The sequence below is a fragment of the Paenibacillus piscarius genome (genome assembly GCF_022234545.1).
Lineage (GTDB): Bacteria > Bacillota > Bacilli > Paenibacillales > Paenibacillaceae > Paenibacillus_AQ > Paenibacillus_AQ piscarius.
The window spans coordinates 95,130-121,654 of sequence record NZ_JAIEUI010000008.1 but is presented as its reverse complement, the minus strand read 5'-3'; the positions used below and the strand labels follow the sequence as shown (position 1 = coordinate 121,654).

The 26,525-nt window shown below is 55.6% G+C and carries 26 protein-coding genes; 6 read left to right on the top strand and 20 right to left on the bottom strand.

Annotated elements, in window-relative coordinates; translation table 11 throughout:
• Positions 1 to 282: 282 nt before the first annotated feature.
• The 10 genes from K1558_RS15065 to K1558_RS15020 form a co-directional block, all read right to left on the bottom strand.
• Complete coding sequence (locus K1558_RS15065) at positions 283 to 2,442, bottom strand: Tex family protein (protein WP_238652566.1); 2,160 nt, start codon at positions 2,440 to 2,442, stop codon at positions 283 to 285.
• A 221-nt stretch (positions 2,443 to 2,663) separates the two neighbouring features.
• On the bottom strand, positions 2,664 to 3,869 hold the full coding sequence (locus tag K1558_RS15060) for an MFS transporter (protein ID WP_238652426.1): 1,206 nt from the start codon (positions 3,867 to 3,869) through the stop codon (positions 2,664 to 2,666).
• 75 nt (positions 3,870 to 3,944) lie between these two features.
• On the bottom strand, positions 3,945 to 4,508 hold the full coding sequence (locus tag K1558_RS15055; protein ID WP_274528596.1) for a TetR/AcrR family transcriptional regulator: 564 nt from the start codon (positions 4,506 to 4,508) through the stop codon (positions 3,945 to 3,947).
• A 319-nt stretch (positions 4,509 to 4,827) separates the two neighbouring features.
• Positions 4,828 to 5,178: a type II toxin-antitoxin system PemK/MazF family toxin gene (locus K1558_RS15050; RefSeq protein ID WP_036697332.1), complete on the bottom strand. Its 351-nt coding sequence runs from the start codon at positions 5,176 to 5,178 to the stop codon at positions 4,828 to 4,830.
• A 3-nt stretch (positions 5,179 to 5,181) separates the two neighbouring features.
• Positions 5,182 to 5,463 (bottom strand): CopG family ribbon-helix-helix protein, encoded by a 282-nt coding sequence (locus K1558_RS15045; protein ID WP_338019703.1) that lies wholly within the window; start codon positions 5,461 to 5,463, stop codon positions 5,182 to 5,184.
• 210 nt (positions 5,464 to 5,673) lie between these two features.
• Complete coding sequence (gene alr / locus K1558_RS15040; protein WP_238652424.1) at positions 5,674 to 6,855, bottom strand: alanine racemase; 1,182 nt, start codon at positions 6,853 to 6,855, stop codon at positions 5,674 to 5,676.
• Between the two features lie 182 nt (positions 6,856 to 7,037).
• The gene (locus K1558_RS15035; RefSeq protein WP_238652423.1) at positions 7,038 to 8,120 is read right to left on the bottom strand and encodes an outer membrane lipoprotein-sorting protein; all 1,083 of its coding nucleotides are present in this window, start codon (positions 8,118 to 8,120) and stop codon (positions 7,038 to 7,040) included.
• 296 nt (positions 8,121 to 8,416) lie between these two features.
• Complete coding sequence (locus K1558_RS15030) at positions 8,417 to 9,331, bottom strand: DUF4367 domain-containing protein (protein WP_238652421.1); 915 nt, start codon at positions 9,329 to 9,331, stop codon at positions 8,417 to 8,419.
• Positions 9,328 to 9,891 carry a sigma-70 family RNA polymerase sigma factor gene (locus tag K1558_RS15025; RefSeq protein ID WP_238652420.1) on the bottom strand — a complete coding sequence of 188 codons (564 nt, stop codon included), beginning with the start codon at positions 9,889 to 9,891 and terminating at the stop codon, positions 9,328 to 9,330. The genes K1558_RS15030 and K1558_RS15025 overlap by 4 nt, the downstream gene beginning before the upstream one ends.
• A 114-nt stretch (positions 9,892 to 10,005) precedes the next feature.
• Positions 10,006 to 11,214 carry an MFS transporter gene (locus K1558_RS15020; RefSeq protein ID WP_238652419.1) on the bottom strand — a complete coding sequence of 403 codons (1,209 nt, stop codon included), beginning with the start codon at positions 11,212 to 11,214 and terminating at the stop codon, positions 10,006 to 10,008.
• A gap of 150 nt (positions 11,215 to 11,364) precedes the next feature.
• On the opposite strand from K1558_RS15020, the gene K1558_RS15015 reads away from it, so the two are divergent.
• The 3 genes from K1558_RS15015 (at position 11,365) to K1558_RS15005 (ending at position 13,987) form a co-directional block, all read left to right on the top strand.
• On the top strand, positions 11,365 to 11,940 hold the full coding sequence (locus tag K1558_RS15015) for a TetR/AcrR family transcriptional regulator (protein WP_238652418.1): 576 nt from the start codon (positions 11,365 to 11,367) through the stop codon (positions 11,938 to 11,940).
• A gap of 127 nt (positions 11,941 to 12,067) precedes the next feature.
• Positions 12,068 to 13,192: a stalk domain-containing protein gene (locus K1558_RS15010; protein WP_238652417.1), complete on the top strand. Its 1,125-nt coding sequence runs from the start codon at positions 12,068 to 12,070 to the stop codon at positions 13,190 to 13,192.
• 27 nt (positions 13,193 to 13,219) lie between these two features.
• A complete protein-coding gene (locus tag K1558_RS15005; protein ID WP_238652416.1) occupies positions 13,220 to 13,987 on the top strand; it encodes a TatD family hydrolase in 768 nt (255 codons plus the stop codon).
• Between the two features lie 226 nt (positions 13,988 to 14,213).
• Here K1558_RS15005 and K1558_RS15000 read toward each other — a convergent pair whose 3' ends face one another.
• A complete protein-coding gene (locus K1558_RS15000) occupies positions 14,214 to 14,792 on the bottom strand; it encodes a TetR/AcrR family transcriptional regulator (protein ID WP_238652415.1) in 579 nt (192 codons plus the stop codon).
• Between the two features lie 119 nt (positions 14,793 to 14,911).
• On the opposite strand from K1558_RS15000, the gene K1558_RS14995 reads away from it, so the two are divergent.
• Positions 14,912 to 15,922: an NADP-dependent oxidoreductase gene (locus K1558_RS14995; RefSeq protein WP_238652414.1), complete on the top strand. Its 1,011-nt coding sequence runs from the start codon at positions 14,912 to 14,914 to the stop codon at positions 15,920 to 15,922.
• A gap of 139 nt (positions 15,923 to 16,061) precedes the next feature.
• Here K1558_RS14995 and K1558_RS14990 read toward each other — a convergent pair whose 3' ends face one another.
• The 7 genes from K1558_RS14990 to K1558_RS14960 form a co-directional block, all read right to left on the bottom strand.
• Positions 16,062 to 16,628, bottom strand: a complete 567-nt coding sequence (locus K1558_RS14990) for a histidine phosphatase family protein (RefSeq protein WP_238652413.1) — start codon at positions 16,626 to 16,628, stop codon at positions 16,062 to 16,064.
• A 19-nt stretch (positions 16,629 to 16,647) separates the two neighbouring features.
• The gene (locus K1558_RS14985) at positions 16,648 to 17,934 is read right to left on the bottom strand and encodes an MFS transporter (protein ID WP_238652412.1); all 1,287 of its coding nucleotides are present in this window, start codon (positions 17,932 to 17,934) and stop codon (positions 16,648 to 16,650) included.
• 90 nt (positions 17,935 to 18,024) lie between these two features.
• Positions 18,025 to 19,179, bottom strand: coding sequence for a winged helix-turn-helix domain-containing protein (locus K1558_RS32795; RefSeq protein WP_274528590.1), 1,155 nt, complete (start codon positions 19,177 to 19,179; stop codon positions 18,025 to 18,027).
• Between the two features lie 192 nt (positions 19,180 to 19,371).
• Positions 19,372 to 20,088 (bottom strand): YjgB family protein, encoded by a 717-nt coding sequence (locus tag K1558_RS14975; RefSeq protein ID WP_238652411.1) that lies wholly within the window; start codon positions 20,086 to 20,088, stop codon positions 19,372 to 19,374.
• A 132-nt stretch (positions 20,089 to 20,220) separates the two neighbouring features.
• Entirely contained in the window at positions 20,221 to 20,523 is a 303-nt protein-coding gene (locus K1558_RS14970; protein ID WP_238652410.1) for a hypothetical protein, read from the bottom strand.
• Between the two features lie 14 nt (positions 20,524 to 20,537).
• A complete protein-coding gene (locus K1558_RS14965) occupies positions 20,538 to 21,077 on the bottom strand; it encodes a P-loop NTPase family protein (RefSeq protein WP_238652409.1) in 540 nt (179 codons plus the stop codon).
• A gap of 124 nt (positions 21,078 to 21,201) precedes the next feature.
• Entirely contained in the window at positions 21,202 to 22,107 is a 906-nt protein-coding gene (locus K1558_RS14960) for a L,D-transpeptidase family protein (RefSeq protein WP_238652408.1), read from the bottom strand.
• Between the two features lie 254 nt (positions 22,108 to 22,361).
• On the opposite strand from K1558_RS14960, the gene K1558_RS33050 reads away from it, so the two are divergent.
• Positions 22,362 to 22,916 (top strand): hypothetical protein, encoded by a 555-nt coding sequence (locus K1558_RS33050; protein ID WP_338019700.1) that lies wholly within the window; start codon positions 22,362 to 22,364, stop codon positions 22,914 to 22,916.
• A gap of 157 nt (positions 22,917 to 23,073) precedes the next feature.
• On the opposite strand, the gene K1558_RS14950 is transcribed toward K1558_RS33050, so the two are convergent.
• Positions 23,074 to 24,057, bottom strand: a complete 984-nt coding sequence (locus K1558_RS14950) for a diacylglycerol kinase catalytic domain-containing protein (RefSeq protein ID WP_238652407.1) — start codon at positions 24,055 to 24,057, stop codon at positions 23,074 to 23,076.
• Positions 24,054 to 25,109 (bottom strand): SPFH domain-containing protein, encoded by a 1,056-nt coding sequence (locus K1558_RS14945; protein WP_238652406.1) that lies wholly within the window; start codon positions 25,107 to 25,109, stop codon positions 24,054 to 24,056. Before K1558_RS14945 ends, K1558_RS14950 begins: the two co-directional genes overlap by 4 nt.
• A 343-nt stretch (positions 25,110 to 25,452) precedes the next feature.
• Between K1558_RS14945 and K1558_RS14940 the strand changes: the two genes are divergently transcribed.
• Positions 25,453 to 26,118: a sensor domain-containing protein gene (locus tag K1558_RS14940; RefSeq protein WP_238652405.1), complete on the top strand. Its 666-nt coding sequence runs from the start codon at positions 25,453 to 25,455 to the stop codon at positions 26,116 to 26,118.
• The last annotated feature ends 407 nt before the right edge of the window (positions 26,119 to 26,525 follow it).

Genomic DNA, 26,525 nt, shown 5'->3' with positions numbered 1-26,525 from the left:
TTCTGTGAAAAGCGCCTTTTGTCAGCCTAGCCGGACTCAGAAGACGCTATTGAGGCTGCCGGGCATAATTACAGGCTCCGCAGCCTGAATTAAGGGCCCCTGAGTCCGCTAGGATCGGGAAAACGCCGCTTTCCGCAAAATAGGGTCCTCTGAGTCCGCAGACGCAAACCGCAACGCTCCAAACGCTCCTAAAGATTACGATCCTAACGCCCTTACGCCCTTACGCCCTTACGCTCCTTACGCCCCTCACACTCCTTACGCCCCTTCCGCTTCTCACACTCCTTACTTCCCGCTGCCCGCCGCCTCGCGCGGCTCACGCATGGTCAGGCTGACGCGGCCCTTCTTCAGATCGACGCCCAGCACCCATACGGTGACGTTGTCTCCGACGGAGACTACATCCATCGGGTGCTTCACGAAGCTGCCGCTGAGCTGGGAGATATGCACCAGCCCGTCGTTCTTGATCCCAATATCGACGAACGCGCCGAAGTCGATGACATTGCGGACGGTTCCCTGCAGCTCCATGCCGGGAACCAGGTCCTCGATCTTCAGCACATCGGTGCGGAAGATCGGCAGCGGCAGCTCCTCGCGCGGATCGCGGCCCGGGCGCTGCAGGCTCTCCAGGATGTCGCGCAGCGTCGGCACGCCGACCTCAAGCTTCACGGCCAGCTCAGCCGCGTCCTGGACAGCAAGCTGCGACGCGACCTCCTTGCTGCCAAGCTGCTTCACGTCCAGCCCCAGCTCGCGGAACAGCCGGTCGACCACCGGATACGATTCCGGGTGGATCGGCGTGCGGTCCAGCGTATTCTCCCCGCCGGGAATCCGCAGGAACCCGATGCACTGCTCATAGGACTTCGCGCCCAGGCGCGGCACCTTCTGCAGTGCCTTCCGCGTCACGAACTTGCCGTTCTCCTCGCGGAACTTGACAATATTCTTCGCAATCGTCGAGTTAACTCCGGCCACATATGACAAAAGGGACGCGGACGCGGTATTGACGTCCACACCGACATGGTTGACGGCCGATTCCACGACGGCCTTCAGACTCTCCTCCAGATGCTTCTGCGACACATCATGCTGGTACTGCCCGACCCCGATCGCCTTCGGGTCGATCTTCACCAGCTCCGCGAGCGGGTCCTGCACGCGGCGGGCGATGGAGGCGGCGCTGCGCTCCGCCACATCCAGGTCCGGGAATTCCTCCTGCGCCAGCTTGGAGGCCGAATACACACTGGCCCCTGCCTCGTTGACGATCAGGTAGGCCAGCTCAGGGTCGCCGACCTCGGCGATCACCTCGGCCGTGAACTGCTCCGTCTCCCGCGAGCCGGTGCCGTTGCCGATGACGATGAGCTGGATGCCATATTTGGCGATCAGCTCCTTGAACTTGGCCGCCGCCTCACGCTTCTTATTATTCGGCGGCGTCGGATAGGTGACCGCTACCTCCAGCAGCTTGCCGGTATCGTCCACTACGGCCAGCTTGCATCCGGTACGGTACGCCGGATCGACGCCCAGGACATGCCGCCCCTTCACCGGCGGCTGCAGGAGCAGGCTGCGCAGATTCCCGGAGAAAATGGAGATCGCCTGCGTCTCCCCCTTCTCTGTCATCTCGCCGCGCACCTCGCGCTCCACGGAAGGCGCGATCAGCCGCTTGTAGGCATCGCTGGTCACAGCCTCCAGCAGCTCCTTAACCGGCGAAGGGCCCTTCACCAGCTTGCGGAGGATGAAGGCATGAATCTTGTCCGGCACCACCTCGATGCCGACCTTCAGCACATTCTCCCGCTCCCCGCGGTTGATGGCGAGAATGCGGTGCGGCGGCATCCGGTGCACAGGCTCGCGGTAGGCATAATAATTCTCATACACACTCTCCTGCTCAGCATCCTTTGCCTCGGAGACGAGAATACCCTGGCTGGCCGTATACTGGCGCACCCAGGAGCGGATCGCCGGATCATCGGCAATATTCTCGGCGATGATGTCCATCGCCCCTTGCAGCGCCAGCTCCGCACTGTCCACGCCCTTCTCCGCATCGATATACTTCGCCGCTTCCTCCAGCGGCTGGCCCTGGCGGCGCTGCTCCATGATCCAATCCGCCAGCGGCTCCAGCCCCTTCTCCTTCGCCACACTGGCTCTCGTCTTGCGCTTCTGCTTGAACGGACGGTACAGGTCCTCCACTTCCTGGAGCTTCACCGCACGCAGGATCTGCTCCTGCAGCTCCGATGTGAGCTTGCCCTGCTCCTCAATGCTGCGGATGACATCCCGCTTGCGTTCGCCCAGATTGCGCAGATAGCCCAGCCGTTCCTCGATGTCGCGCAGCACATTCTCATCCAGCTCCCCGGTCATCTCCTTGCGGTAGCGGGCGATGAACGGTATCGTGTTGCCCTCATCGAGCAGTCCCACCGTAGTCCGTACCTGCTTCAGGCTGATGCCCAGCTCCTTGGCAATTGCCCCGTTGATCGTTTCCTGCTCCTGACGCTTCGCTTCCTCTTCCGGTGCAGTACCGGCATTCGTATTCTCTGCTGCCAATAGTATCCCTCTTTCCGCACACATGCTTAGCTTTTCCTTAAGACCATACCTCAAATAGTATCACAATCCGCCCCTCTTCCAAAGTGTAGCCGGCAAAAGAACAGCGGCCTCTCCCAGAGAGACCGCTGTATCTTATAAGCAATTCTATAATCCTATTCCGTCCTCAGCCCGCGCTTCATCCGCTTCCCGAAGCTGAGGGACAGCACGAAGCACAACACCAGCACCAGCGACGCTGCTCCATACGGCAGATTAATATTGAGATCGAACAGAACTCCGGCCACAATCGGACCTGCGATGTTGCCAAGGCTCGTATAAGCGGAATTCATGCCCATCACGAACCCCTGCTGCGACTCGTCCGCCAGGCGGGAGAGCTGGGTGCCAACTGCCGGCCTCAGCATATCCATGGACAGGAACACGATGAACGTAACCGTAACAATCGCCCAATAGCCGTGAACCAGCAGCGTCAGCAGAATGAACACTCCCGAGCTAAGCAGTGAGACCGAGATCACTTTATTCTCGCCGAACCGGTTCAGAATCCAGCTGAACGCGGTAACCTGAATGACCGCCCCGGCGATCGAGCCGAACGTCAGGACGAAGGCGATATCCTTCGGCGTGAACCCGAACTTATGATCCACGAATAGGCCGAAGACCGTCTCGTAGTTGGCCAGCCCGAAGGAGAGCACGAAGACAATGACCAGTCCGAAAAAATAAGACTCCCGGTAAGAGCGCATCAGCTGCATGATTAGACTGTCGTTATTGCTTACAGCAGCTCCCGCTTCTTCACGCTTCATCGCTGAACGCGATTCCGGCAGGACCAGTAACGTAATCACCGATACGACGGCAGCAGCCCCCGCAGCAACAAAGAAGGGGACGCGGATCCCCAGCTCCGCCAGATAACCGCCGATGCCCGGCCCGATAATGAAGCCTGTAGTAATCGCCGCGTTGATGAAGCCCATCCCCTGGGCCCGCTCTTCCGAGGTCGTCGTGTCTGCAACATAAGCCATCACCGCAGGCATAATCATAGCTGCCCCGATACCGCCAAGCATTCTGGAAATGAACAGCACCCACGATGCGTTAGCCACACCGAACAGCAGCTCCGACAATGCGAAGACGATCAGCCCGCCGACAATAATCCTTTTACGGCCCATCTTGTCGGAGAGTCGCCCCGCGAAGGGCGAGACCAGCAGCTGGGTGAGTGAGAAGGCAGCGACCAGCAGTCCGACCACACTTCCTCCGATGCCCAGCTCATTCATATACGTTGGCATAATGGGAACCACAAGACCGATCCCCGTGAACGCCAGAAAAATATTCAGCATGAGGAGCAGCATCGCTCCCCGGTTTTTTAACAGTAATGCCATGGTGTAATTCCCTCCGTGTATCCCCGGGCCGATCTGTATGTAAGCTCCGGGTGCAAATCTTGTCTATCTGTGTATCTACTCTTCTCCGGCGCGCATTCCCTGAAGCAGCATCTGCACGGCCGCACGATAGTATGCCCTGATCTCCTCCCGGTTCCTCGCAACCGCTGCAATCTCGTTGACCCGGCTGATGCCCTCCAGTAACCCGCTCAGGGTAACCACACTATTGTCCAGATCACCGCTTCTCAGGTAACCCGATTCCATGCCCTCCTGCAGCAGCTCACGGCAGACCTGCATCACCCTATTGAAGCTCTCCGAGAGACGGCGCTGGAAATCATCCGGCAATGTGCGGGACCGGGCATATTCCTCCAGGGCGTGCGTGAGCGGATTCTGGAAATCATTCGCATAATGATCGCCGAGCGCGAACAAACGGGCTTCCGTGCCGCTAATCCGGCTCTTTTGCTCCTCCCACTCCTGCAGCCACTTCTGCATATCCTCTTCCACCACATCCAGGAATAACTCATCCTTACTCGGAAAATGGTGATACAGACTGCCCTTGCTGACCTCAGCAGCCGCACAGACCTCATTCATGCTAACTGCACCGTAGCCCTTTTGCGCAAATAAAACAGCAGCCGTATGCAGAATCCGGCGCTTGGTTTCTTCTCCATCTGAACGTCCCTTTATCTGTATTTTTATCGTTACCCCTCCTCTAGACCGACCATCCGGTCTAATTGTATCATGAGGTCAGGCCAGGGTGCAACCCGGTCCTACCCCCTTATTGTCTGGTCCGGCTAAAGCGCCTGCCCTACGGACAAAGTTACCTAAATCCGCCCGCACAAGCTCCACCTCGCCCAATGTGTTCACTTTTTCGCATACATCCGCCCAGCGCAACCCAAAAAGGCGGCACCGGAAATATCGGCCCGCCTTCCATACCCATTATTGATGTTAATCTCCGTAAGGTTCAGAAATCAATCAGCCCAAGGCTGATCTGCAGCGAATCATCCACCAGCTTCATTGTCTCATCGTCCAGGTGGGTGATCTTATCGGTTAAGCGTTGTTTGTCAATGGTACGAACCTGCTCCAGCAAGATGACCGAATCCCGGTCGAAGCCATGTGCAGCCGCATCAATCTCCACATGCGTCGGCAGCTTGGCCTTCTGGATCTGGGCAGTAATGGCCGCCACAATCACCGTCGGGCTGAAGCGGTTGCCAATGTCGTTCTGAATAATCAGTACCGGCCGGACCCCACCCTGTTCAGAACCTACAACCGGTGAAAGGTCGGCAAAAAAAACGTCGCCGCGTTTAACAATCAATAGTTACACCCCGCTTACTAAGCGGCCAAGAGTACTGTCTGCATCTTCCTCAGCGAGAAAGGCCTCGCATGCCATCGTCAAATTAATCTTAGCCATTTCCATATAGCCCCGCTGCATGGACTCCCGGATGGTACGCTTCCTCCGATCGCTTAAATACAGCTTCATGGCCTGCCTGATCAATTCACTACGGTTAGAGTTCTCCATTTGAACGATCCCATCTACTTCCTGCAAGAGATGATCGGGCAAGCTGATCATGATTCTTTTGGTGTTCTGCAAATTGGCCACCTTCTCTTCCACCCCCACAAACCTTCTGCCCTTGTGTTCCAGTGTTACAATATACAAGGAATTTTATACAAGGAATATATGCCGCCAGTATATCAAGTATGCTGCATCCCATTATAAACTAGAAATGGCGGTTCGTATAGACTATAAGTCACAAGGACTATACGGCTTATTCCTGATATTTAATTCCTGTACCTGTAACCGGCCAGGTCATTAGGTCCGCAGGAGGGGATTCACCAGGGTGACCGTCTTGCCTTCGCGCACATATACACGCGGTACCCGGTGGGCCACCATACAGATTATTTCGTAGGGGATCGTCCCTAGATGGAGCGCCAGTTCATCTGCCGTGATCGACTCGGTGCCCTGGCGGCCGATGAGTACAACCTCTTCGCCTGCTTGAATTTGTTCTGCTTCTCCTGCGAAAGATTTCAGTGACACCATACACTGGTCCATGCAGATGGTTCCGACGACAGGAACGCGGCGTCCGCGTATTAGCACCTCCGCTTTGCCCGTTAGCATACGGGAATATCCGTCAGCATACCCCACAGGGAGCGTAGCGATAACCTCATCGCCTGCCGTGAAGTAGCGGGTGCCGTAGCTGATGCCTGAGTCAGGCGGCAGGGTCTTCACGTAGACTGCCTGCGTCTTCAGCGTCATTACCGGATGTAGAGCGACCTGCTCACGGTTCACCTCAGCCGAGGGATAGATTCCGTACAAGCTTATGCCTACACGCACCATGTTAATGGATAGTAGAGGTGTATCAATGGCCGTAGCGCTGTTACCCGTATGTATGATCGGGATGTTAATATTCATGTCCCGAAGCGCTTCCGCCACGCTCATGAACCGCCGGTGCTGCATTAGTGTATAGCTTTTGTTGTGTTCGTCTGCTCTGGCAAAATGGGTGAACATCCCTTCAAGCTCCGCCTGCGCGATGCTCTGCGCTTCAGCGATGAATGCAGGTGCATCCTCCGGCGATAATCCCAGCCGTCCCATTCCGCTGTCAATCTTGATGTGCACCTTAAGCCGGTGCTCCGGGTGAACAGGAAGCGCTCGGACGGCCTCCAGTACCTCCGGTGTGAACAAGGTTACGGTGATGTTGTTCTCCCAGGCAGCGGCTATGCCTTCCGGTGAAGTATAGCCAAGCACCAGTACAGGAAGTAGTATTCCCGCCTGACGCAGCTCCAATGCCTCATCCAGAAAAGCAACGCTGACATAATCCGCTCCCAGCCGTTCCAGCTCCCGCGTGACTTCCACCGCTCCATGTCCGTACGCATTGGCTTTGACGCAGCCCATGAATCTCGTCTCCTGCGGCAATACCGAGCGGAAAGCCTCGTAATTGGCCCGCAGGTCATCCAGATGAATCTCGGCTGCGGTCGGGCGATAACTTGCTTGCACTTCAGGTCACCTTCTTACATTGTAGTAAAACATCTCTGCCTTATTTGTCGCACAGATCAGAAGTCTTACTGCAATGGTAATGCTCGCGAAGGCCGCTGTCAATGCGGGCAAAAGAGCAGAAAACGGACACTGCGGGTAGAGGAAAAAAATTCCTACCTTGCGCAGTATCCGCCCGCTGATTTCTATTTACCCGATTGTTCCTCCATAGAAGCGGCTATTTGCATCATTTCCGTAACTGGCAGATTCGAGCTTGTAATCCGGTACTCTACACCATCGCTCATCCAGGTCAGCGTCTGCTGTTCATCCCCGCTGAGCAGGCCGGCTGTGAATCCGAGATCAATCACTGTTCCGGGAGCCAGCGACACCGCATGGTCGAGCGGTCGGGACTCCATAATCGTGTACTGGTAGAGGCCGTCATACCGGATCAGCACGGCATGATCCTTGCTGCCTTCAATCTTGTTGGTATCCTTCAGCTTCACGCCGGCCGGGATGTAATCCGGCTCGATGATCCCGAAGTCACCCTGGTCAGCCGCTACCGGCTCGCCGGCCTGTTCGCCGCCCGCGGACACCACCGGGTTGCCGTTCTCATCCACTTCCGCCATGGTGTTCTCGGAAGGGCTGCCGGCGGCCATATTCTTCTGCATATCAAACGCATCGGCGGCAAATTCCGGATCGAATTGGAAGCTGTCAAAGGTTACATTCACGACCACCTTGGCTTCGGAATCCGATACCTGAACCTGCTTCGGTTCATAAGTCTTTTTGGCCAGCCAGATCTTCTGGCGGACCAGTGCGCTGCTCTGATAATTCGCAGCGACCTCGAACACATAATTATCCCCGTCCTCGACGAACTGCCGGTTATTATCGGAGACAATGCCCCTCAGCAGCGTCTGGTAGAGGTACACCTGCCCCTGGCTGTCCGGCCAGTCGCTCTGGAAGCGGAAGCTTTTGCCAAGGCTTGGGGTTAGTACGAATACGCCCTCATCATTGCGCAGTACAATCTGCTTCAGATCCTTCTGCACATTCGACAGACTGATCCGGTAATACGAAGGATTCTTGTACCATACCTCCACCTTGTATTCCTGCGGCTGCTCCCCGGTGTACAAGGTCATCGTGCCTGAGCCCTGATAAGCCCCCTGCTTGCTCTCCAGCTTGTCAGACACTTGATTCAGATCCTTGACCACAGAGGCGGCATCCTTCTTCCCGCACCCCGCCAATACTAAGGCCACGCTCATAATGATCGCGAGTACCCATGTTATCCGGCGCATGACATCATCCCCTTAACCTGTTTTGAATGCATTGATTAGTACATGTCTATGAGGGACTTGGCCTCAATATGCAGACGGGCATGACAAGCCGGAAGAAGAAGTATTAGACAGCCGGACCTCAGGTGATTATATAGACCAAGTGGAAACGGTTATGCCGTCCTTTTTAAGGATGGCACCCGTTTCAGCGAGAAATATAAGGATAAGTTATCGTGTGCAACATATAAATTCTTATATTTGCAGTAAAAAGCGCCAGCCGCTTCCCTCCGGGGCTGCGGTCTGACGCGTTCATGTTTATTTTACCAGTTGATCGACTCTGCGATCTTCAGAACCTCAGCCCGGTCAAGACCGCGGGTGCTGAGGCTGTACATCACGCCGTTTACTTCCCAGTCCAGACTTCTGTCACCAACCAGAACCGCATCCGTCCCCTTGAGCTTCACCCGCTCAACCTTGTCGTCCGTTGACATGGCATAAGCATTCTCTTCATTAGCCTGACGCAGCTGCATCCAGATCCGCTTGTCCTTATCCTTGCTTCCAAAGAACAGCTCCACAATCTGCCCGTTAATGTCTTTCCCATCTTTATAGAATTGTCCATGGTCAAAGGCAAACCCCTCCGGCAGGTACTCCGGCAGCTTCACCTTGAAGGCGGCATATTGATTAAGTTTGGCAGGCTCATTAACGGTGAAGATCTGCGCTGCCGCTTCTTTGTCGCGCTGCTCCTGCTCGCTCAGGGTAACCAGCTTATCCCCGTCCAAATTGACGATCGCCTCTCCGGCTTCATTGAAGATGGCCTTTGGCATGTGGTCAAAGGAAGTAACCGGGTTCCCCTCCTGATCAAAGATCCGGCCCTTCCACGCCTCCGGGAACACAGGTGGTACGCTTGAGTCGGTCTGGGCAACCTCAATGTGTCCCAGATTGACCGAATTCAGTATACGCTCCACCATCTCCTGTGCGAACGAGGGTCTGACAAAAGATACGCTTACCACCGCTGCCACCAGCAGGGATGCTGCAATCATCACCGGACGTCTGATCCGTTGTTTGTTCTTCATTCGATATGCCTCCTGTGTCTTCTGAATGGAGCGGCTTCTTGCCTTGCGGAGAACAGCCGCCGGATCGGACTGCCTGGAGAAGTCCTGGCGGCCAAGGTAGGCTCCCAGCTCCTGCAGCTCCTGCTCCTTAAAATCCGGCTGCATCACATTCTTCTTACTGTTCATAGCTCTTCCACACTCCCTATTTCAGATTTCAATTTTCTCATGCTGCGATAGAGAATGACTCCGACATTGCTCTCCGATATTCCGGTAATCTGGGCAATTTCGGTATTCTTCAGGTCCGCCCCATATTTCAGGGCGATCAGGTTGCGCTCCTTCGCGCTAAGTGTATCCAGCGCCTGCTGCAGCCTGCCGCTGCGCTCGATGTCCAGCATCCTGGCCTCCGGCTCTTTCCGTCCGGAGACCAGCTCCCGGAAGCTGTCCAGCGAGAAGAAGCGCTGCCTTGCCCGGCTGCGGTAATAATCATTCACTACATTGCGGGCAATGGAGAACAGCCATACTTCAAGCGGCGCCTTCCCTGGGGAGTAACTAGGAAGCCTGGACAGTGCCTTCTCGAACACCTGACTGGCTAAGTCCTCAGCGGTGTAACGGCAGTCCACCCGGTATGCGATATAGTTGAATATCCTTTTGTAATAAGCCTCAAAAACCGGAGCAAATTCCAGCTCTGTCTCTATATCCGGAGCGGTCTGATCATGAATCAAAGGCAGCAATGCGCGCTCTTGCATCCTTGTGGCCCTCCTTTCCAGGAAGAATATACTTGGCCAAGTATTGTTACGTGAGTTAATACGCTCTATGTATCGATTCCATTACATCGGCAGACGAAAAAAAGACAGAGAATATTACTTCTCTGTCATGAAATACACCAGCGTCAGCACCGGAAGCGCCAGCCCGATCAGGGTCGCCAGGCTCCAGCCGCCATACGCATAGGCCCAGCCGCCCAGTGAAGAGCCGACAGCACCGCCTACAAAAAAGATCGCCATAAACAGCCCGTTCAGCCGTCCCCGGGTCTCGTTGCCCAGTGAATAAATCGCCCGCTGCCCCAGCACCAGATTGCCGGACACGCTCATGTCGAGCAGAATGGCCGTGAGCACCAGCAGGCCCAGTGTAAGATTGGAGGAATCCCGCAGCAGATAGGCCAGGATGAATGAAACTGCCGCAAGAGCAATCCCTATTCCCGTTAATAGGCGGGTCCAGCCCTTGTCGGCCAGTCTTCCCGCAATCGGCGCGGCTACCGCTCCGCCCACGCCAGCGAGGGCAAACAGGGCGATCCCTTGCTGGGACAGATGGTACTCGCTGGACAAATGCAGAGGAACTGTCGTCCAGAACAAGCTGAATGCGCCGAATAGGCTGGCCTGATAGAGAGCCCGGCGCCGCAGCACCGGTGTATGCATAAGCAGTGTGCCCAGCGAGCGGATTAATTGTCCATAATTCAAGCCCGGGGCCGGCTGGCGGGCCGGCAGGATACGGGACAGGAGCACCGTCAGCAGCGCAGTTACGACAGCCGAGACGATGAAGATGGACTTCCAGCCCCAGAGTCCGGCCATGAAGCTGGCGACGGGACGGGCGAACATAATGCCCAGCAGCAGCCCGCTCATGACATTGCCGACGACACGGCCGCGTTCTTCTTCAGTAGCCAGATAGGAGGCATATGGCACCAGAACCTGCGCCGCTACTGAGCCCAGCCCGATCAGCAAGGAGGCGGTCAGGAACAGCGGTGCATTCGGTACCAGGACGGACAGCGCCAGGGCGGCCACTACCAGCATCAGCGACATCACTGTCAGCCGGCGGTTCTCGATAATATCACTGAGCGGGACGATGAACAGCAGCCCGGCGACATACCCGATTTGCGTCAGGGTAACGATCAGCCCCGTCGCTCCGGCCGACAGATGAATCGCCTGCCCGATGGGGCCGATCAGCGTCTGGGTATAATAGAGATTCGCTACGATCAGTCCGCAGGATACGGCCAGCAGGAATGTGATCCAGCCGGGGACAGCCTTTTGGGGAACAGAGGATTCGGTTTGTTGTTGCGTATGAATTCCAGCTTTCATTTGAAGCGCCACCTTCCACTTTTTAAATACTGAACGTTCAGTTCATTAATTGTCATGAGCAAATAATATACTAAACGTTCAGTATTGTAAATAGGCAGTTTTATGATATACTCCATTATAGTTGAGTTCGTTCTTATAGGAGGAATCATTATGGAGAGAAAAAGGGGACGTCCGCGTAATACCGAGGCCAAGAATGCCATTCTGAAGGCTTCATATGATCTATTGCTGGAGATGGGATTCGCTGCTGTTACGGTCGAGAAGATTGCCGAGCAGGCACAGGTCAGCAAAGCTACGATCTATAAATGGTGGCCGAATAAGGCCGCTGTCGTCATGGACGGCTATCTGTACGCCGCGAACGCCCGGCTGCCGGTCCCGGATACCGGGTCTGCCAAGGAGGATATTCTGATCCATGCGGGTACGCTCGCGCAGTTCCTCTCCAGCCGGGAAGGCAAAGTGATTACGGAGCTGATCGGTGAAGGACAATCGGATGCAGGACTGGCTGAGGCGTACCGGAGCAGATATTTCGGCCCGCGCCGCCAGGAAGCGTGGAAGCTTTTTGAGCAGGGAATCGACAAGGGGGAGCTGAAGCAGGAGCTGGATATCGGAAGCTGTATCGATCTCGTCTACGGCCCCATCTTCTACCGGCTGCTGCTGACCGGGGGTGAGCTGGGAGAGGAATCTGTCCGGGCGCTGGTGCTGCTGGCGTTTGAGGGGATTGAGGCTTAGAGAGAAACCGGTTGCCGCACACCTGTAACAGGCTTGACTTATCTTTGTTAACAGAACGTGACCCGCTGGCGGGGTTTTTCATTTATAATACAAGGGATTGGAATTTCCAGACTCCGGAGGTTATCTTATGAAAAAATTCATCGCCGCAACTGCCCTTGCCCTGCTCCTCGCTGGCGCTGCCGCGGCCTCACCTATAGATACAGCTCATTCTGCTTCTGCACCGCTATCTCTTGTGGTCGATGGACAAGCCGTTCTGTCCTATGCTGCGCCCTTTCATGCCGGCGGCATTCTTTATGTTCCGGCCCGCACGCTGCTGGAGTTCTACCCGATGCAATTACAATGGAACAACACCCTCAAGCAGCTTACGCTGTTCACGAGTTGGGACAAGACCATTCTTACACCCGGCAGCGCTTCCATGAAGGTCAGCTATACCCAGACAGACGGAGACTATAATGAGACGCTGGACGCGCCCGTACTGCTGAAGGCGGGGCGTGTATATATCGCAGCAGCTACGCTGGATTCCCTTACGGGAGCTGTCACGGAGCTCAAGCCTGGCGGAAGCCGGGTCACTGTTACTCCAGGCGATCTGAGCACCACCGTCAGAGTCCCGACAGAGCCTCTTGCCGTTGCGGGCAATAACAGCAAGGTGAAGCTGTACGCCGCGCTGAAGGACGGCAATAGCTACAAAGGCTTTATCCTTGAGGCTAACGGCAAGAAGCAGCGCTTCAACTGGACCGTACCCAGAGACTACTCGCACCCGCCTCAGCTATTCTATGCCGATGTAGACGGGGATGGTAAACCGGAGGCTACGGTTGTATTCACCGTGGGAACCGGAACTTCGCTGGTCGCGCAGGAGGTTCATGTGGTGAAGCCGGAGCAGGGGAAGGAGATCTCCGTCCCTGCTGCGGATGAGGCTGCCCGCGCAGCAGTCTCATCCAGTATTGTACTGGATCAGAAGGATGTGCTGCTGAAGCTGGAGCTTCAGGGACCCGTCCCCTCCAAGGTAACGCTGAGAATCCCGGACCGTGCTGAGGACGGCCTGACGTATTTCGGCAGCAAAGCGGCAATTGGCGCAGTGACCTACTACACCGTAGAGAATAACAAGCTGCTTGCGGACACCAGCCTGATGGTCGGCATGACCGAGAGCGTAGGAACCTTGAAGCTGGAATATAAGGCAGGCAAGACGGGGATGGAGCTGGGGGCTATTGCTTTTGAGCCGGAGGATACCGGTGAAGTCATCGTGGAGAAATAATCCGCTGCCGGAAGGAGAGCTCGCAGAATGATTGATGCCCATATTCATCTCGATCAATATGAAGACAAGGTGCTGGCGGGGCTGGAGGATCAGGGCATTGAGGGCCTGATCGCCGTATCCATGAACCTCGCCTCCAGCAAGCGTACCCGGGAGCTCGCAGCCGGATATCCCGGCCTGGTGAAGCCCGCTTACGGCTTCCATCCCGAGCAGCCGCTGCCTGCTGAGGAAGAGCTGGACGCGCTGCTGGAGTGGATTACCGTCCATGCGGAGAACATGGCAGCCGTCGGCGAGATCGGGCTGCCTTACTATGCCCGGGCGGAGGCAGCAGCGCGGGGCGAAGCCTGGAACCAGGAGCCTTACCTCCGGCTGCTGGACAGGCTGCTTGGCCTGGCGGCCCGGCTGGACAAACCGGTCGTACTGCATGCTGTCTATGACGATGCCTGGACCGTCTGCGATCTGCTGGAGCAGCACCGGATTACCCGCGCCCATTTTCATTGGTTCAAGGGGCCGGAGGCTGCCATTGAGCGGATGATCCGCCAAGGGTATTACATCTCCTTCACGCCCGACATCCTGTATGAGCCGGAGATTCAGGACCTGGCGCGCCGCTACCCGCCGGAGCTGGTTATGGCCGAAACTGACGGCCCCTGGCCGTTCGAGGGGCCTTTTGAGGGACGCCCCACTCATCCGGCGATGGTGCATGATGTTGCCGCCGCCTGGGCGGCGCTGCATGGCTATACGCTGGCTGATGCGAAGGCGAAGCTGACGGCGAATACGGTGCGATTTTATGGGTTATAGGGTTAGCCGTTCCAATACAACTATCCCTGAATGTTCGTTTCGAACCGAGCCTTTGAAGATGTTTCTATTGCAGAGCAAGAAGATGCTGTTAGACGCGGCCCATTTGTTGATGGATCATCGTTATTGATTATCCGTTTGCGGCCAGCTGATTACGATAAACTAAAGAGGCAGCCGATCTCGCGAGATCGGCTGCCTCTTTTCATTATACTGAACTATCTCTCCCCACTTATACCGGGGTCCCCTCGAAATCAATGCTTGATCGATTCGTCAGGATCGCGCTTGCGATAATACTAAAGAGATGGTTAGCTTTTGACGCGGACGACGGCTGGTTGCTGAGCCACGCAAGTGCAGCCGCCAGCGAGTACAAGTCATCACCATCCATATCCGGGCGAACCAGCCCCTCCGCTTGAGCACGAATGAGCAGTCTTGTCCCTGCCATACGCATCGTGACGCATGAAGCATGGAGCGCAGACTCCGGGTCTTCCTTGGCAACCATCATTACGTCCACAACCCCTTGATAGGTACCCGTAAAGTCAACGACTTCCCGTAACCATGAGACTAGTGCTTCATCCGCAGCACTCGCATTTTCAAGCATTTCTGCCTTTTTTGTAGATTCGTCGAAGCTTTCGCGGAGCAAAGCCTCAAGCAACGCCTCTCTCGTCGGAAAATGACGATAAAGCGTCCCAAGCCCAACATCAGCTTTGCGTGCGATGTCGCGCAGCGATGCATCCACGCCGTGCTCGGCTATAACGACTTTTGCGACTGCAAGTATGTGTTCATAGTTTTTCATTGCATCAGCCCGCATAATTCCCCTCCTTGACAAACGGAACACTGCTCCATATAATAATAAACGGAACGACGCTCCACTTAATCGGAGCACTGCTCTGGTAATTATAACTCATCTGCATGAAAGGAGAAAGTATAATGTCAGCATATACAATGAAGGCCATTCGCCAGCATGAGTTCGGCGGCCCTGAGGTACTACATTACGAGGAGGCTCCGATTCCTGAGCTGAAGACGGGTGAGGTGCTTGTCCGTGTTCATGCAGTCGGCATCAATCCACCTGACTGGTACCTGCGTGAGGGCTACAAGGATCTTCCTCCAGATTGGCAGCCAGTAGTGGAATTCCCCTTAATTTTAGGGTCGGATGTGTCTGGTGTAGTCGAGGCAGTAGCCGAAGATGTGCTAGGCTTTTCTATTGGGGATGAAGTATTCGGTATGGTCCGCTTTCCCAGCACGGGTGAAAGCATGGGTTATGCAGAGTACGTGGCTGCCCCGGCGTCCGATCTGGCTCTTAAACCGGCTGGCATAGATCATGTTCACGCAGCTGCCGTTCCCATGGCCGGTCTCACTGGATGGCAGTTCCTTATTGAACTGGGCCATACAGAAGCCAATCCTTTTCAGCCGGAAGCTCACCGCCCTGTTCCCTTACAAGGTAAGACGGTTCTAATCAATGGTGCAGCGGGTGGTGTAGGCCATATAGCGTTGCAGCTGGCCAAATGGCAAGGAGCGCATGTGATAGCGGTAGCATCAGGCAAACATGAATCGTTCCTGCGCATGCTCGGTGCTGACGAATTCATTGATTATACCAAGAATACTCCAGAGGATATCGTCAGTAACGTTGATCTTGTCCTCGATGCTGTAGGAGGTCCGGCTACCGGTCGTTTCTTACGTACACTCAAGCAAGGCGGTGCTTTGTTCCCGTTGTTCATGGGCTTCGCCGATGCCGATGAGGCCGCAAATTTAGGGATTTACGTCTCCAGTGCCCAAGTACGCTCCAATGGTCTCCAACTAGCTGAAATAGGCCGTTTGTTAGATGCCGGAACAGTTCGCGTTGCTATTGATAGCACATTCCCGCTGGCTGATGCCCGTATGGCACATGAAAGGTCCGCAGACGGTCACATTCAGGGTAAAATTGTGCTCAAGGTCGTATAAATGCAAACTTAATAGCAAAGGGCAGCCAACCACATTGGTCGGCTGCCCTTTAGCATATTTTCGTTAATTCCTTCTCTAAGTTAGGCTCTCCGTCACGATCTTAATATACTCACACTTACCACCTCGAACTCTACTTAGCTTAAATAGGCATCCGCCGGACCGATAATTCATCTTCTTTGAACTCCATGACATAGATATCCGGCTTGGTCGTCTGTAGTAAGAAGTCCAGACCGTAGCCCGGGACAAAATAGCCCATCATCAAGGACATCACCATACCGTGGGTGCCGATGGCCACTTTTTTCCCTTCATGGGTCCGCAGAATATCCTGCAGCGCCTTCACTGCCCGCGTCTGGCACTCCCGGTTTGATTCCCCGCCCGGCAGAGCGTAATCCGGATCGGTGTACATCTTCTGGAGTTCAAGGTACAGGTCTTCGTCGGAGAGTTGCTGTTCGCCCTCCATCCACACCTTTTCTCTCAGATCATCCACTAGAATGATTTCCTGCTCCAGCTTATCCGCCAAGTCCGCAATTGTATTGACTGCCCGGATATAGGGGCTGCTGTACATCACATCTATCCCTTCATCCTTCAGGCATTCGGTGACCCTCAGGGCATCCTCTTCCCCCTTGGGCGACAGGCCGCGCGTCCATTCATCCACCCCGGTCCGCAGCGAATCCCCGTGTCTCACCATATAGATATAAGTTGTCATAAGTCCTCCTATTCGTCTACTATTGCACCGCGCCCTGGACGGCGCTCTCTGCGGTCTTCCTTGCCGCCGGCCAGAGCTGGCGCTGAAGCAGCAGCCCCGCAGCCCCCAGAATCAACAGCAGCAAGCCGATGTTGACAAAAATCCGGGCCGGACCCGCATACTGCACCAGCACACCGCCCAGCAGAGGCGCTACAATCATTACCGCGCTGAGTACGGTATTCTGAATGCCGAAGATGCGGCCGGTCATGTGCGGCGGGGTCTCTTTTTGCAGGCAATAATTGAACGTAACCATAAACATGCCGTTGCCGGTCCCCAGCACAAACCCGAAGAGCAGCACCCACAGCATCGACGCCCCCGGCTGAAGCAGACCCAGCGCCGCAATCGACCCGCCAATCAGCACGTATCCCAAGCCCAGCTTCCAGCCGTAACCGCCTTCGGATTTCAGCTTGTTCAGAATCAGAATGATTATCACAGCCCCTGCTCCCGTGGCGGCCACCATCCAGCCCAGCAGTGACTCGCGCTCGGGGGCGAAGATCCGGAACAGACTGGTGAATTGAAAATCGACCACCTGAATCACCAGTGCTCCGGCCAGTCCGAAGAACATCGCCGTCAGCAGCAGCCGGCTGCGCAACAGGAAGCCCCAGCCTTCCCGCCACATTGTGAGCAGCGTCAGCTTGCCTGCCGGCGCTTCGGCTTCGGGCTGCCCGCTGTCTGCTTCACCTGTGCGGATATGCTTAATAGACAATAACAGCAGATAAGAGCAGCCGCGCAGCAAGGCATTCAGCAGGATACACCACTGTGGCGTAAGGAACGCGAGCGCCAGGCCACCAAGCAAGGGACCGGCGATCTTGGAGCCCTGATTGACCAGTCCGTTCAGTGACGAGGCCTGCATCAGCTGGTCCTCCCGGACCAGACTGCGGGTCAGGGACTGCTGGGCCGGCATATTCAGCGTGGACAGCGCGGAGCGAAGCGCCAGCAGCGGCAATAGCCAGAGCATATTCGGCGCGAACAGCACCAGCAGGGTCAGCAGCGCGGTCAGTAAGTCGCAGGTACGCATCAGCTTCAGCTTGTTCATCCGGTCGGCGGCTGCGCCGGCAACCGAGCCGAGCAGAATGCTTGGCAGTGCCAGCGCTACGGGTATGAGTGCCAGCATCAGCGGACTGGCATGCCAGCGGTAGCCGACCAGCACCTGAATGGCCAGTGCGTCGAACCAGTCGCCGAAGCTGGCGGTGGCGAACGCAGTGTAGACCCGCATGTACGTCTTGTTATGAAGCAGGCTTGTTCCCTGCTTGGTTGAATTCTCCATCTGACATTCCTCCAGGTTACCTGTAATCTTAGATGATCCATCTATGATTCATCTATGATCCTAAGATAACGGAGGATTGTCAGAGAAATATCAGGGGGCTTCCGGCAGTCCCAGCAGCAGATCCTCAAGCGTCTGCTCCAGCCGGGGCAGGCCGCAGGCTTCAAGCCCTGTAGTGAACAGCTCCTCGTATTTGCGGTCCAAGGTGCTTCCTGCCAGGAACATGCGGCAGAAATGATGAATCCGGTAGATCGAGTAGAGCCGCAGCGGAATGAAACCGGACATCTCCATCACCTGCAGTCCCTCCTGGAGCAGCTTGTCCCCATCCGCCCATTGTTCGCGCCGCAGCGCCCAGAGTCCTTTTACCACCTTATAACTGCCAATCTCGCGCAAAAACGGCTTATCCCGCAGGATCTTGCTGACCGCTTCATCCAGCCGTTCCAGCTCTTCATCTCCTGCACCCGCGGTAAGATGGATGAACAGCTCCGTAATCATCGTGACGGGTATGAAGTTCTCGAACCCGGGTCCGGCGATAACCTGATAGGTGCGCTTCAGGCGTTCCAGTGCTAGCTCCGGCTGCCCGGCAAGGGTGTATAAGTCCAGCATGGTCAGAATCTCCAGCTCCAGCTGATCTGTCGGATTCAGCAGCTTCCGCTCTATGAGACGCTCAGCGTACTCCACCTTCTTCTTGGGATTGCCAGTGAAGAAGTAGAACAGATTGAGGTAGAAGAGCCGCTCCTGCAGCGGAATCTCGTCCGTATGAATCAGCCACTCCAAATCTCCCTGCACGAAATGAACAACCATCGCATAATGCGGGTCCAGCTCATAGCCCAGGATGTCCTGCTGGCGGGCCAGCGTCAGTATCGACTTGCCCTGGCCGTACACATGGAATTTCGAGAAAACCTCGCGCATGGTCTCCCGCAGCTCAGAGTCATGCGTTGCCGGATTCACCGCCACGCCCGCAAGGCTGCCGGGAATCGTCAGACTGTAGCCGAAGCCGCGGATCGTCTTAATATCGATGCCGCCTAATGGCCGCAGCTTCTTGCGCAGCCGGTAGATGTGATCGTCCACCGTCCGCTCCACCGGATACTCCATCGGCCAGACTTTATCCAGCAGCTGCTCGCGGCTGAAGGTCCGCCCCCGGTTGCGGTACAGAAACTGCAGCAGCGCATACTCCTTGGGCAGCAGCTCCACCGTTAATCCTCCGGCGGATACCTTATATTCACTTCCGTTCAACTCCAGATGCATGGCGGTGCCTCTTTTCTTCTTCTGCTAAGATATCCATAAGTCAATTATATCAGCTAGAACTTACTTGCACGATAGCAGGCGGAGGATGTAACAACCTATACAGCCCGTCTACCGAAAAATCCCCCTGCAGTTGCCGCTGCAAGGGGACGCATGGGTACTCGCTCTAGGATGCTTTGAGCTGCTCTGAGCTGATTACCCGGCCATATTATTAAAAGAATCCTGTTCAGAAAATACAGAGATATGATTCACAGTGCCGGTGGATGTAGGAATGATGAACTTGAGCTGATACTGCTTGTCGGCCTGGTATATATAGATGTTGTCTTCACCGTTCACCGCGGTGGCATCCGGCTTGCCGAGTACCGCTTCAATCTGCTTCAGCGTAAGACTCTGCAGCTCCGGGGCGCTGGAGCGCACATCAAAAATCTTCATACCCTTGTTAAAACCAAATACCACATTCTTCTTCGAGTAGGTAGAATAGACTCCCTTGCCGGCCGACTCCTTCAGATCCGGTTCTCCCCAGGCAGCTTCCACCTCGTCGATCATCCCGCTATGCGCAGCATATTCCACACCGGGCACCTTACCCTGCTTGGCCAGCGCAAGCAGCTCATTCAGAAGCTTGCTGCGCTCTTCCGGCGTGACGGCGGCCACGGTATCCTCTGAAGCTCCGGCATCTCCTGTGACTGTAGTGGCTCCGTCTGCGGCTCCGCCATCGGTAGTGACCGGCTCTGCATTGGCCGCAGCGCCTTCATCACCGCCGCTCACATTGCCGGCCGCCGGCGCTTCCGTTGCAGCCGCCGGGGTTGAAGTGCTGTCAGCAGCAGCATCCGGCTTCTCCGAGCTGCAGGCGGTAAGGCTGAGCAGCACGCTTAATAACAATAGACTGGTTAATTTTTTGAATGATGCGATCATGATGCCATCTCCTTCGTATATGGGGAACGTCCTCCTGAAATTGTACCCCTATAACGCAGGGAACGACGCAAAGGTTGCACCCTGAAGGACGGGATCAAGCCCCTTGGCGTTCTGTCCGGCAGCTTAGGTCCACTACATAGGTATGACAAAAGGCAGGGCGATCAGCAGCAGCGCCGTCACGCTTAATCCCCGCGTCCATCCCGGGTTCAGCTTCAGGTTCTGCTCTGATCTGTACCAGCCTTTGAACTGCAAATGGTTCCGGTACATCACCGCGAACAACAGCACATTCCCCGGCACAGCCGTATAAAGAAACCCTTCCCGTCCATACAACATAGTGAACAGCCACTGCTCTGTGGCTCCCAGCAGAAGTAACGTAAGCACTAGCAACACAACCATACGCACCATCTCGATCAAAAAAACCGCCATTCTCCCCATACCTTCCCTCCGTTCTATTCTTTCATCTTCTTCCCGTTCCCCTGCGCCGCATAACTGGTGACATGCCGCAGGATCTCCCGGTTGTGGCGTACGATGATCCGCTTGGCGCGGTAAGGCTCTGTCAGCTCCAGAATCTCAGGAATGCTCTCCTTGCGGAAGCCGCGGTTCCATTCAAACAGCATCTTGCGCAGCCCCTTGAACGTCTGCTTATAGTTCCCCTGCTCCAGCCCAAGCCTGGTTCTGACGAACCTGCGGATAACCCGGGCATCCTGTATGTAAGCATTCGGGAGAATCAGAAAAATCAGATCCGCTTCCCGGAAGCTCTCCATGCCCCATTTGTGATGAACGCCTTCAATAATCCATGACTCCGACGCCACGGTCCGTGCGAGCTGTGCGTCCCTGGTCTCCGGGGTGTTGCGGATATTGTCTCCGCTCCGGTCCCAGACGAAGTTATCCGTCTCATAATACGGTATCCCGTATGTTCCAGCCAGTAACTTGGCGATATACGTCTTCCCGCTTCCGCAGCCGCCTATAATGCGTATACGAATATGCAAGTCCCTCCTATGTGCCGTTTGATTCTTATCATAACAAATTCTCCGCACATCCGGTTCATCCTGTCCTATGCTGCTAAAAGAAAAGGCCGGCGGGTCCATGACCCGCCGGCTACAGAATTGCCGTCTACAGCTTCACCGCTCCATCCTTCGCGTTCCAGGTGAACGGAACGCCGAGCACCGGCGTCAAGCTGCCGAGCGGGATATAGATTCGGCCGTCTACACGCTTGGAGGCGAGCATCTTGACGGCTTTGCCGTTCACTTGGGCCGACTCACTGAGCGGCTTATGAACGGCTCTATATTTGCCTACGGTGATGATCAGCGCTCCCGTTCCGGCCTCCTGCTCCAGGCTTCCACCCAGCACAGCCACTGTCTCCTTCAGCGGGATGTAGACCCGTGAATCCTCCAGCAGGAAGGAGTCCTTCACCTTGGTCTTCTCCCCGTTCTTAATGAACGAGCCGGCGATCATCTTGGACCCTAGCTGATAGCCGTTCTTCTCGGCGATGCTGGCCATGTCCAGCCCGGAGGTTGTGATGATGACCCGGGTATTCTTGGCGATCTTCGGATACAGCCAGTGGATATCGTCATTGTGCATCCGGATGCATCCGGCGCTGACATATTTTCCGATAGAGGATTCATTATTATTGCCGTGTATAGCGTAGGTTGTACCGTAGGTGCCGTTCACCTCAAGCCCCAGCCAGCGGTCGCCCAGCGGATTGGCCGGATCGCCTCCGGGAATCTTCTCTTTGTAGTAGGGCCGGTTCTTGATTTTGACGACGATCTTGAAGCTGCCTTCAGGGGTCAGGCTCTTCGTCTTGCCGGTACCTACCGGGAAGGTCTTCACCAGCTTGCCGTCACTGTAGTAGGCGAGTTTGTTCGTTTTTTTGTTGACGATGATCAGGTCTGAGGATGCTGACGCTGCTGCAGCGGATCCTGCAAAGCCTGCGGTCAGCAGCATCACGAACACTAGGGTGAGTGCGATACTTCTCGGCCAATACCTCCTTAGCCAGCTTGATTGTTCATGCAGATTCATGGTTGCCCACCTCCGGATTATGGGTGTTTCTGGAAAGTTCTTTTTACATAGACGTAAATGAGCCGCAATAGTTGCACAGCAGCCTGTACCTATTCCTATCAACCTGTCCCGCCGCCTTGAAGCAGGTGTTGCAGAATTGTAACCGTTCCGGCGGGACGCCTCCCCTGCAGACACGGAGCATGAATATTCGTTAACCCGATCAGAGATAATAAGCCCGCATGACCATAACACCCATATCAAGGAGGCAAAATACGTTGAATACCAACCCATCCGCACAGATCAGAGAATGCGAGCAAATCGTACAGCAGCTGATCGCACAGACCCAGCAGGGAACACAGAATTATCAGCAGCTGCTTCAGCAGGAGCAGCAGGACGCGGCCAAGCTGCAGGAGCTTAGCCAGCATAACAGCAAATCCATTCAGATGATCCAGCAGGCGCTGCAGGGACATCAGACAGCAATGCAGCAGCTGCAGCAGATCTCCCAATCTGTCAGATCGCTGGAGCAGTTCCCGCAGACCTCCGGCTTCAATACCGGTGATATTCATAGAATGAATCCCGAGCATCAGAGCTTCGGCACAGGCATTCAGGGCTTCAACTCCATGGGCCAGAATCACAGTATGGGGGGAATGAGCTCAGGCATGGGGTTCAACTCTTCGTTCAGCCCGTCCTTCTCGTCCGGCAGCCAGCCGGTGAACTCGCTGCACAGTCCGATTAACAGCGCGATCAACCATCAGCCGGTGCATTCACCAATGTCTACGGGTTCATCCTTCGGGTCCATGAACATGAACCAGGGACGCAGCTTCCAGTAACACCAGCAGGCAGCAGGCTCCTCTCCGGCTGAACGGCCTGAGCCTTTGCACCTTACACTGGCAAGGGGTTCCCGCAGAGCCGCATCGCATGTGCGGACATTACCGGGAACCCCTTGTCTGTATATCCGCTGCTCCGCAGTGCCTGCCGGTGCATGACTTAGACCACTAACCTTCCCCGCTTCTCCGCCAGACCCACCGTTGCCTCCACACCGGAATTGAATTCCAGATAGTCACTCTCCACACCATCACTGAAAATCACGCCATCCTCCGGCATCTGCGAGATGATCCGCAGCGGCTGTCTGCTGTTAATCCGCCCGAACACCAGCTCCGCCGAGGTCGTCCGGCTCGGAAACGGCTCCCGCACGGTGAAATACAGCTCCGGGTGATCCCAGGCCAGTGCCCTGCCGGCATTCACCAGACCGGTCTCGCGCTGGGCGGCAGCTGTCTGGCCAGCTTCCGTGTTCTGCAATTGCGCAGCCCGGCTGACAATACCAGCCGCTCCGGCGAGCACACTCTTCAGCCAGCCGGTGGAGCCCAGCCCGGTGGAGACAATGATGCCGCTGGAGGACTGCTGCTCCTGCTGCCCCTCCAGCTCCAGCTGGTAACGCGCGGAGACATGTGTCCGCCGGCCGATGAACAGGTCGTTCACGCCGTACAGGCTCTGTCCGTCATTCAGCTGCACCTTGGCCAGACTGACCTCGCGGACCTGGCGCTGTCCGCGCAGCACCTCTGTCACCAGCGTCCGCAGCTCCTTGACCCTGAAGGGCAGCAGCACACCATCCCAGCGCAGCGGATCGGGATTGACACCAATCAGCGGCTGCTCGTTCAGATACTTCAGCGTGTTAGCCACCAGGCCATCCTGCCCCAGGACCACTACCGTATCCTCAGGGCCAAAAATAAAGTTCGGCACATGATGCCGCTCCAGCACCTGCAGCCGGCCAACCGCGCTCAGCTCGGTGACTGCGGTCTCCACCGCCTTGCGGTACTGGAAATCCTCGCTCAGGTAATCGCTGAAGTCGGCGCCCAGCCGCTCAATATAGAACTGGGCCTGCTGGACGGTATTGTAGCGGACCACCAGCTCTTCCAGGCGTGTCTTGCGTTTGACCAGAATAATCTTGTTCTCCGAACCCCGGCTGCTCATCGTTCATTGCCCCCTTTGACTGCACCTGCACCGCTGCCTGACGAGCCGTTCATGATTCCCTGCAGAAGATCAGGCGTAATATTCAGCTGGCCAATCTTGCCGGCATTCTCCGCCAGCTCCTGGAACGCGATCGCGATCAGCTTATCCGGCTTCATGCCTACATTGGTCAGCGCCTGCAGCACATTAGGCGATACATCCTGCAGCGAATTCATCACAGCCGACAGCTCGTAAGCTTTGGCATCCGCTTCGGCCCGCTTGTTCGCTATGGCCAGTTCGATCAGCGCCTGCTTCTTCTCCTCCAGCTCGGTATCGAAGGCCAGCTGCTCTTCCTTCATCTCATTCTGCTTCTGCTTCGCTGCGCGGTCCGAGTCCAGCAGCGCCTCACGCATCTGCCGCTTCTTCGTCTGAACGGCAATCTCTGTATTCAGCTCATTCTCCTTCACCCGCCGCTCCTGCTCGATAGAAGCGTTACGCCGTTCATAGAGCGCATCATCAGCGCTGCGGAGAATCTCCTCTCTGGCTGTCGCCTCCAGAGCGCGCAGTGTCTCCTTATTAGGAACAATCGCCAGAATGGACAGGCCCATCAGTTCAATGCCCAGCTTCTCAATCTCTGTACTCTGTCCGATGTCCTGGGTAATCGCCTTGGCCAGACGTTCACTCGACTTAATGGCCTCCTTCAGCGGCAGCTGCCCGAGCTGCTTCTTGGTCAGCACCTTGGCGACATTGATTACCCGCTGGGACAGCTTGTGGGGGTCGTCGGAGAGATAGGTGTTCTTCTTGAGATTATAGGTGTAGTTCAGAATCTGTGTTGTCTTGCGGTAATCTGCGATCCGGTAGGTCAGCTGTCCCTGCACCGTCACCGTCTGGTAGTCTGCCGTAATCTCCTCGAACATGAACGGCACATCAATCGAGGAGACCGGCACGACCACCACCGATGTCGTCGGCGCATAATAACGAAAGGACAGGCCCACCCCTTCACGTACAACCTTGCCATTCTTCACCTTCATCACATACTCACTGGGTTGAAATTTCACAAACCGGAATCCGAACATGGTTATTACCTCCTGTAATTTGATTTTCATTCTTCATAGCTGGTTGTTATGAATTAAGTGTTATTATTAATTTGTTATTAACAACATCATAGCAGACCTTCGTGATATTATCAATATGTTATTAACAAATACCACAAAAATTTTCCGTTCTCTTTAGCTCCAGTTGCCCATTCCTTCCGGTTTAGCAATGAAAGTCACCATGTTCTATTACAAGCAGCAATGACCGGAAGCAACACTAGACCTGCGCCCAGGATTTTTCCCGCCTTTTGGAGAGTGTGTTATCCGGATGAAGCTTCTATACTGAAGAAGTTGAAATTTGGAAATCGGGAAAGGAATGGCCTGAATGATCAAACAAAGTATACAGGCATGGAAAATTCTCATGCTCTCCCTGCCCAAAGGCATCATTGCCTTCGTGATTGCCGTTACAGGACTGTGTGCCAGCCTGCCGCTGATTATCGTATGGGTGGGACTGCCCCTGCTGGCTCTGACCCTGGCCTGGTGCCGCAGCCTGCTGTCCAGTGAAGAGAGGATCGTGACAGCCTGGTCAGAAGGCCCCCGGGGAAACGCACAGTCCGCTGACATGGTGCATTCTCCTGCCTTCCGCTGGGAAGGGCTGCGGACCTTAGGGCAGCTGCTCCGCGATGGAGCGTCGTACCGGGGAATTCTGTACAGCCTCCTGCAGCTGCCTGCAGGGATTGCGGGCTTCACCCTGGCGCTTGTCCTGCCCTTAACAGCCTTCAGCGCTCTTCTGTCGCCGCTCGCCCAGGGCATCAGTTCATCGGTCTTCTCCTATGATCTGAACCTGCTGGACCCGGAGTTTTTCTTCTTCCTGTCCGGTGTCTCCCCGGATGAACGCGCCTGGATACTGTGCGGACTGGGCTTTGTACTGCTGCTGATATTGCCGTTGCTGCTTGTGGGCATTGGACGTGTATATGCGGCATGGATCAGCAAGGTCGCTGGAACACATCTGCATTCCGCCAGCGCCCCGCTAGAAGTCGTACATACTTAAGCCGCTACGCTAAGGACGACATCAACCTGCGGGTGAACGTAACATACTTACATTTGGCCTGCGCGCCGCTCCCGGCTCCGATGTGGTCGGTTTTTCGATTACATTTGGCCTGCGCGCTGTTTCCGGCTCCAATGTAGTCGGTTTTTCGATTACATTTGGCCTGCGCGCCGCTCCCGGCTCCAATGTAGTCGGTTTTTCGATTACATTTGGCCTGCGCGCCGCTCCCGGCTCCGATGTAGTCGGATTTTCTGTAAATGGACGACTCTACGCTGCTCATTATCATGCTAGTGTTTGCCGCAGAGTCTCTAGTTTTCTGATAAGCCCCAAAAAAAAGACTGTACCCGCCAGAAAAGGGGACAGCCTGCTATTAATCCAATGTATTTGTTGATCTACACCCTGCATATCTA

What these genes read in the sequence shown, in the direction of transcription:
- K1558_RS14970 (WP_238652410.1), bottom strand. Translation starts at nt 20,523, where the DNA reads ATGGGGAGAATGGCGGTTTTTTTGATCGAGATGGTGCGTATGGTTGTG.
- K1558_RS15000 (WP_238652415.1), bottom strand. Translation starts at nt 14,792, where the DNA reads ATGCGGGCTGATGCAATGAAAAACTATGAACACATACTTGCAGTCGCA.
- K1558_RS15035 (WP_238652423.1), bottom strand. Translation starts at nt 8,120, where the DNA reads ATGCGCCGGATAACATGGGTACTCGCGATCATTATGAGCGTGGCCTTA.
- K1558_RS15010 (WP_238652417.1), top strand. Translation starts at nt 12,068, where the DNA reads ATGAAAAAATTCATCGCCGCAACTGCCCTTGCCCTGCTCCTCGCTGGC.
- K1558_RS15015 (WP_238652418.1), top strand. Translation starts at nt 11,365, where the DNA reads ATGGAGAGAAAAAGGGGACGTCCGCGTAATACCGAGGCCAAGAATGCC.
- K1558_RS15025 (WP_238652420.1), bottom strand. Translation starts at nt 9,891, where the DNA reads ATGCAAGAGCGCGCATTGCTGCCTTTGATTCATGATCAGACCGCTCCG.
- K1558_RS14960 (WP_238652408.1), bottom strand. Translation starts at nt 22,107, where the DNA reads ATGAATCTGCATGAACAATCAAGCTGGCTAAGGAGGTATTGGCCGAGA.
- K1558_RS15005 (WP_238652416.1), top strand. Translation starts at nt 13,220, where the DNA reads ATGATTGATGCCCATATTCATCTCGATCAATATGAAGACAAGGTGCTG.
- K1558_RS14945 (WP_238652406.1), bottom strand. Translation starts at nt 25,109, where the DNA reads ATGTTCGGATTCCGGTTTGTGAAATTTCAACCCAGTGAGTATGTGATG.
- K1558_RS14950 (WP_238652407.1), bottom strand. Translation starts at nt 24,057, where the DNA reads ATGAGCAGCCGGGGTTCGGAGAACAAGATTATTCTGGTCAAACGCAAG.
- K1558_RS15060 (WP_238652426.1), bottom strand. Translation starts at nt 3,869, where the DNA reads ATGGCATTACTGTTAAAAAACCGGGGAGCGATGCTGCTCCTCATGCTG.
- K1558_RS14975 (WP_238652411.1), bottom strand. Translation starts at nt 20,088, where the DNA reads ATGATCGCATCATTCAAAAAATTAACCAGTCTATTGTTATTAAGCGTG.
- K1558_RS32795 (WP_274528590.1), bottom strand. Translation starts at nt 19,179, where the DNA reads ATGCATCTGGAGTTGAACGGAAGTGAATATAAGGTATCCGCCGGAGGA.
- K1558_RS14985 (WP_238652412.1), bottom strand. Translation starts at nt 17,934, where the DNA reads ATGGAGAATTCAACCAAGCAGGGAACAAGCCTGCTTCATAACAAGACG.
- K1558_RS14990 (WP_238652413.1), bottom strand. Translation starts at nt 16,628, where the DNA reads ATGACAACTTATATCTATATGGTGAGACACGGGGATTCGCTGCGGACC.
- K1558_RS14995 (WP_238652414.1), top strand. Translation starts at nt 14,912, where the DNA reads ATGTCAGCATATACAATGAAGGCCATTCGCCAGCATGAGTTCGGCGGC.
- K1558_RS14940 (WP_238652405.1), top strand. Translation starts at nt 25,453, where the DNA reads ATGATCAAACAAAGTATACAGGCATGGAAAATTCTCATGCTCTCCCTG.
- K1558_RS15030 (WP_238652421.1), bottom strand. Translation starts at nt 9,331, where the DNA reads ATGAACAGTAAGAAGAATGTGATGCAGCCGGATTTTAAGGAGCAGGAG.
- K1558_RS15020 (WP_238652419.1), bottom strand. Translation starts at nt 11,214, where the DNA reads ATGAAAGCTGGAATTCATACGCAACAACAAACCGAATCCTCTGTTCCC.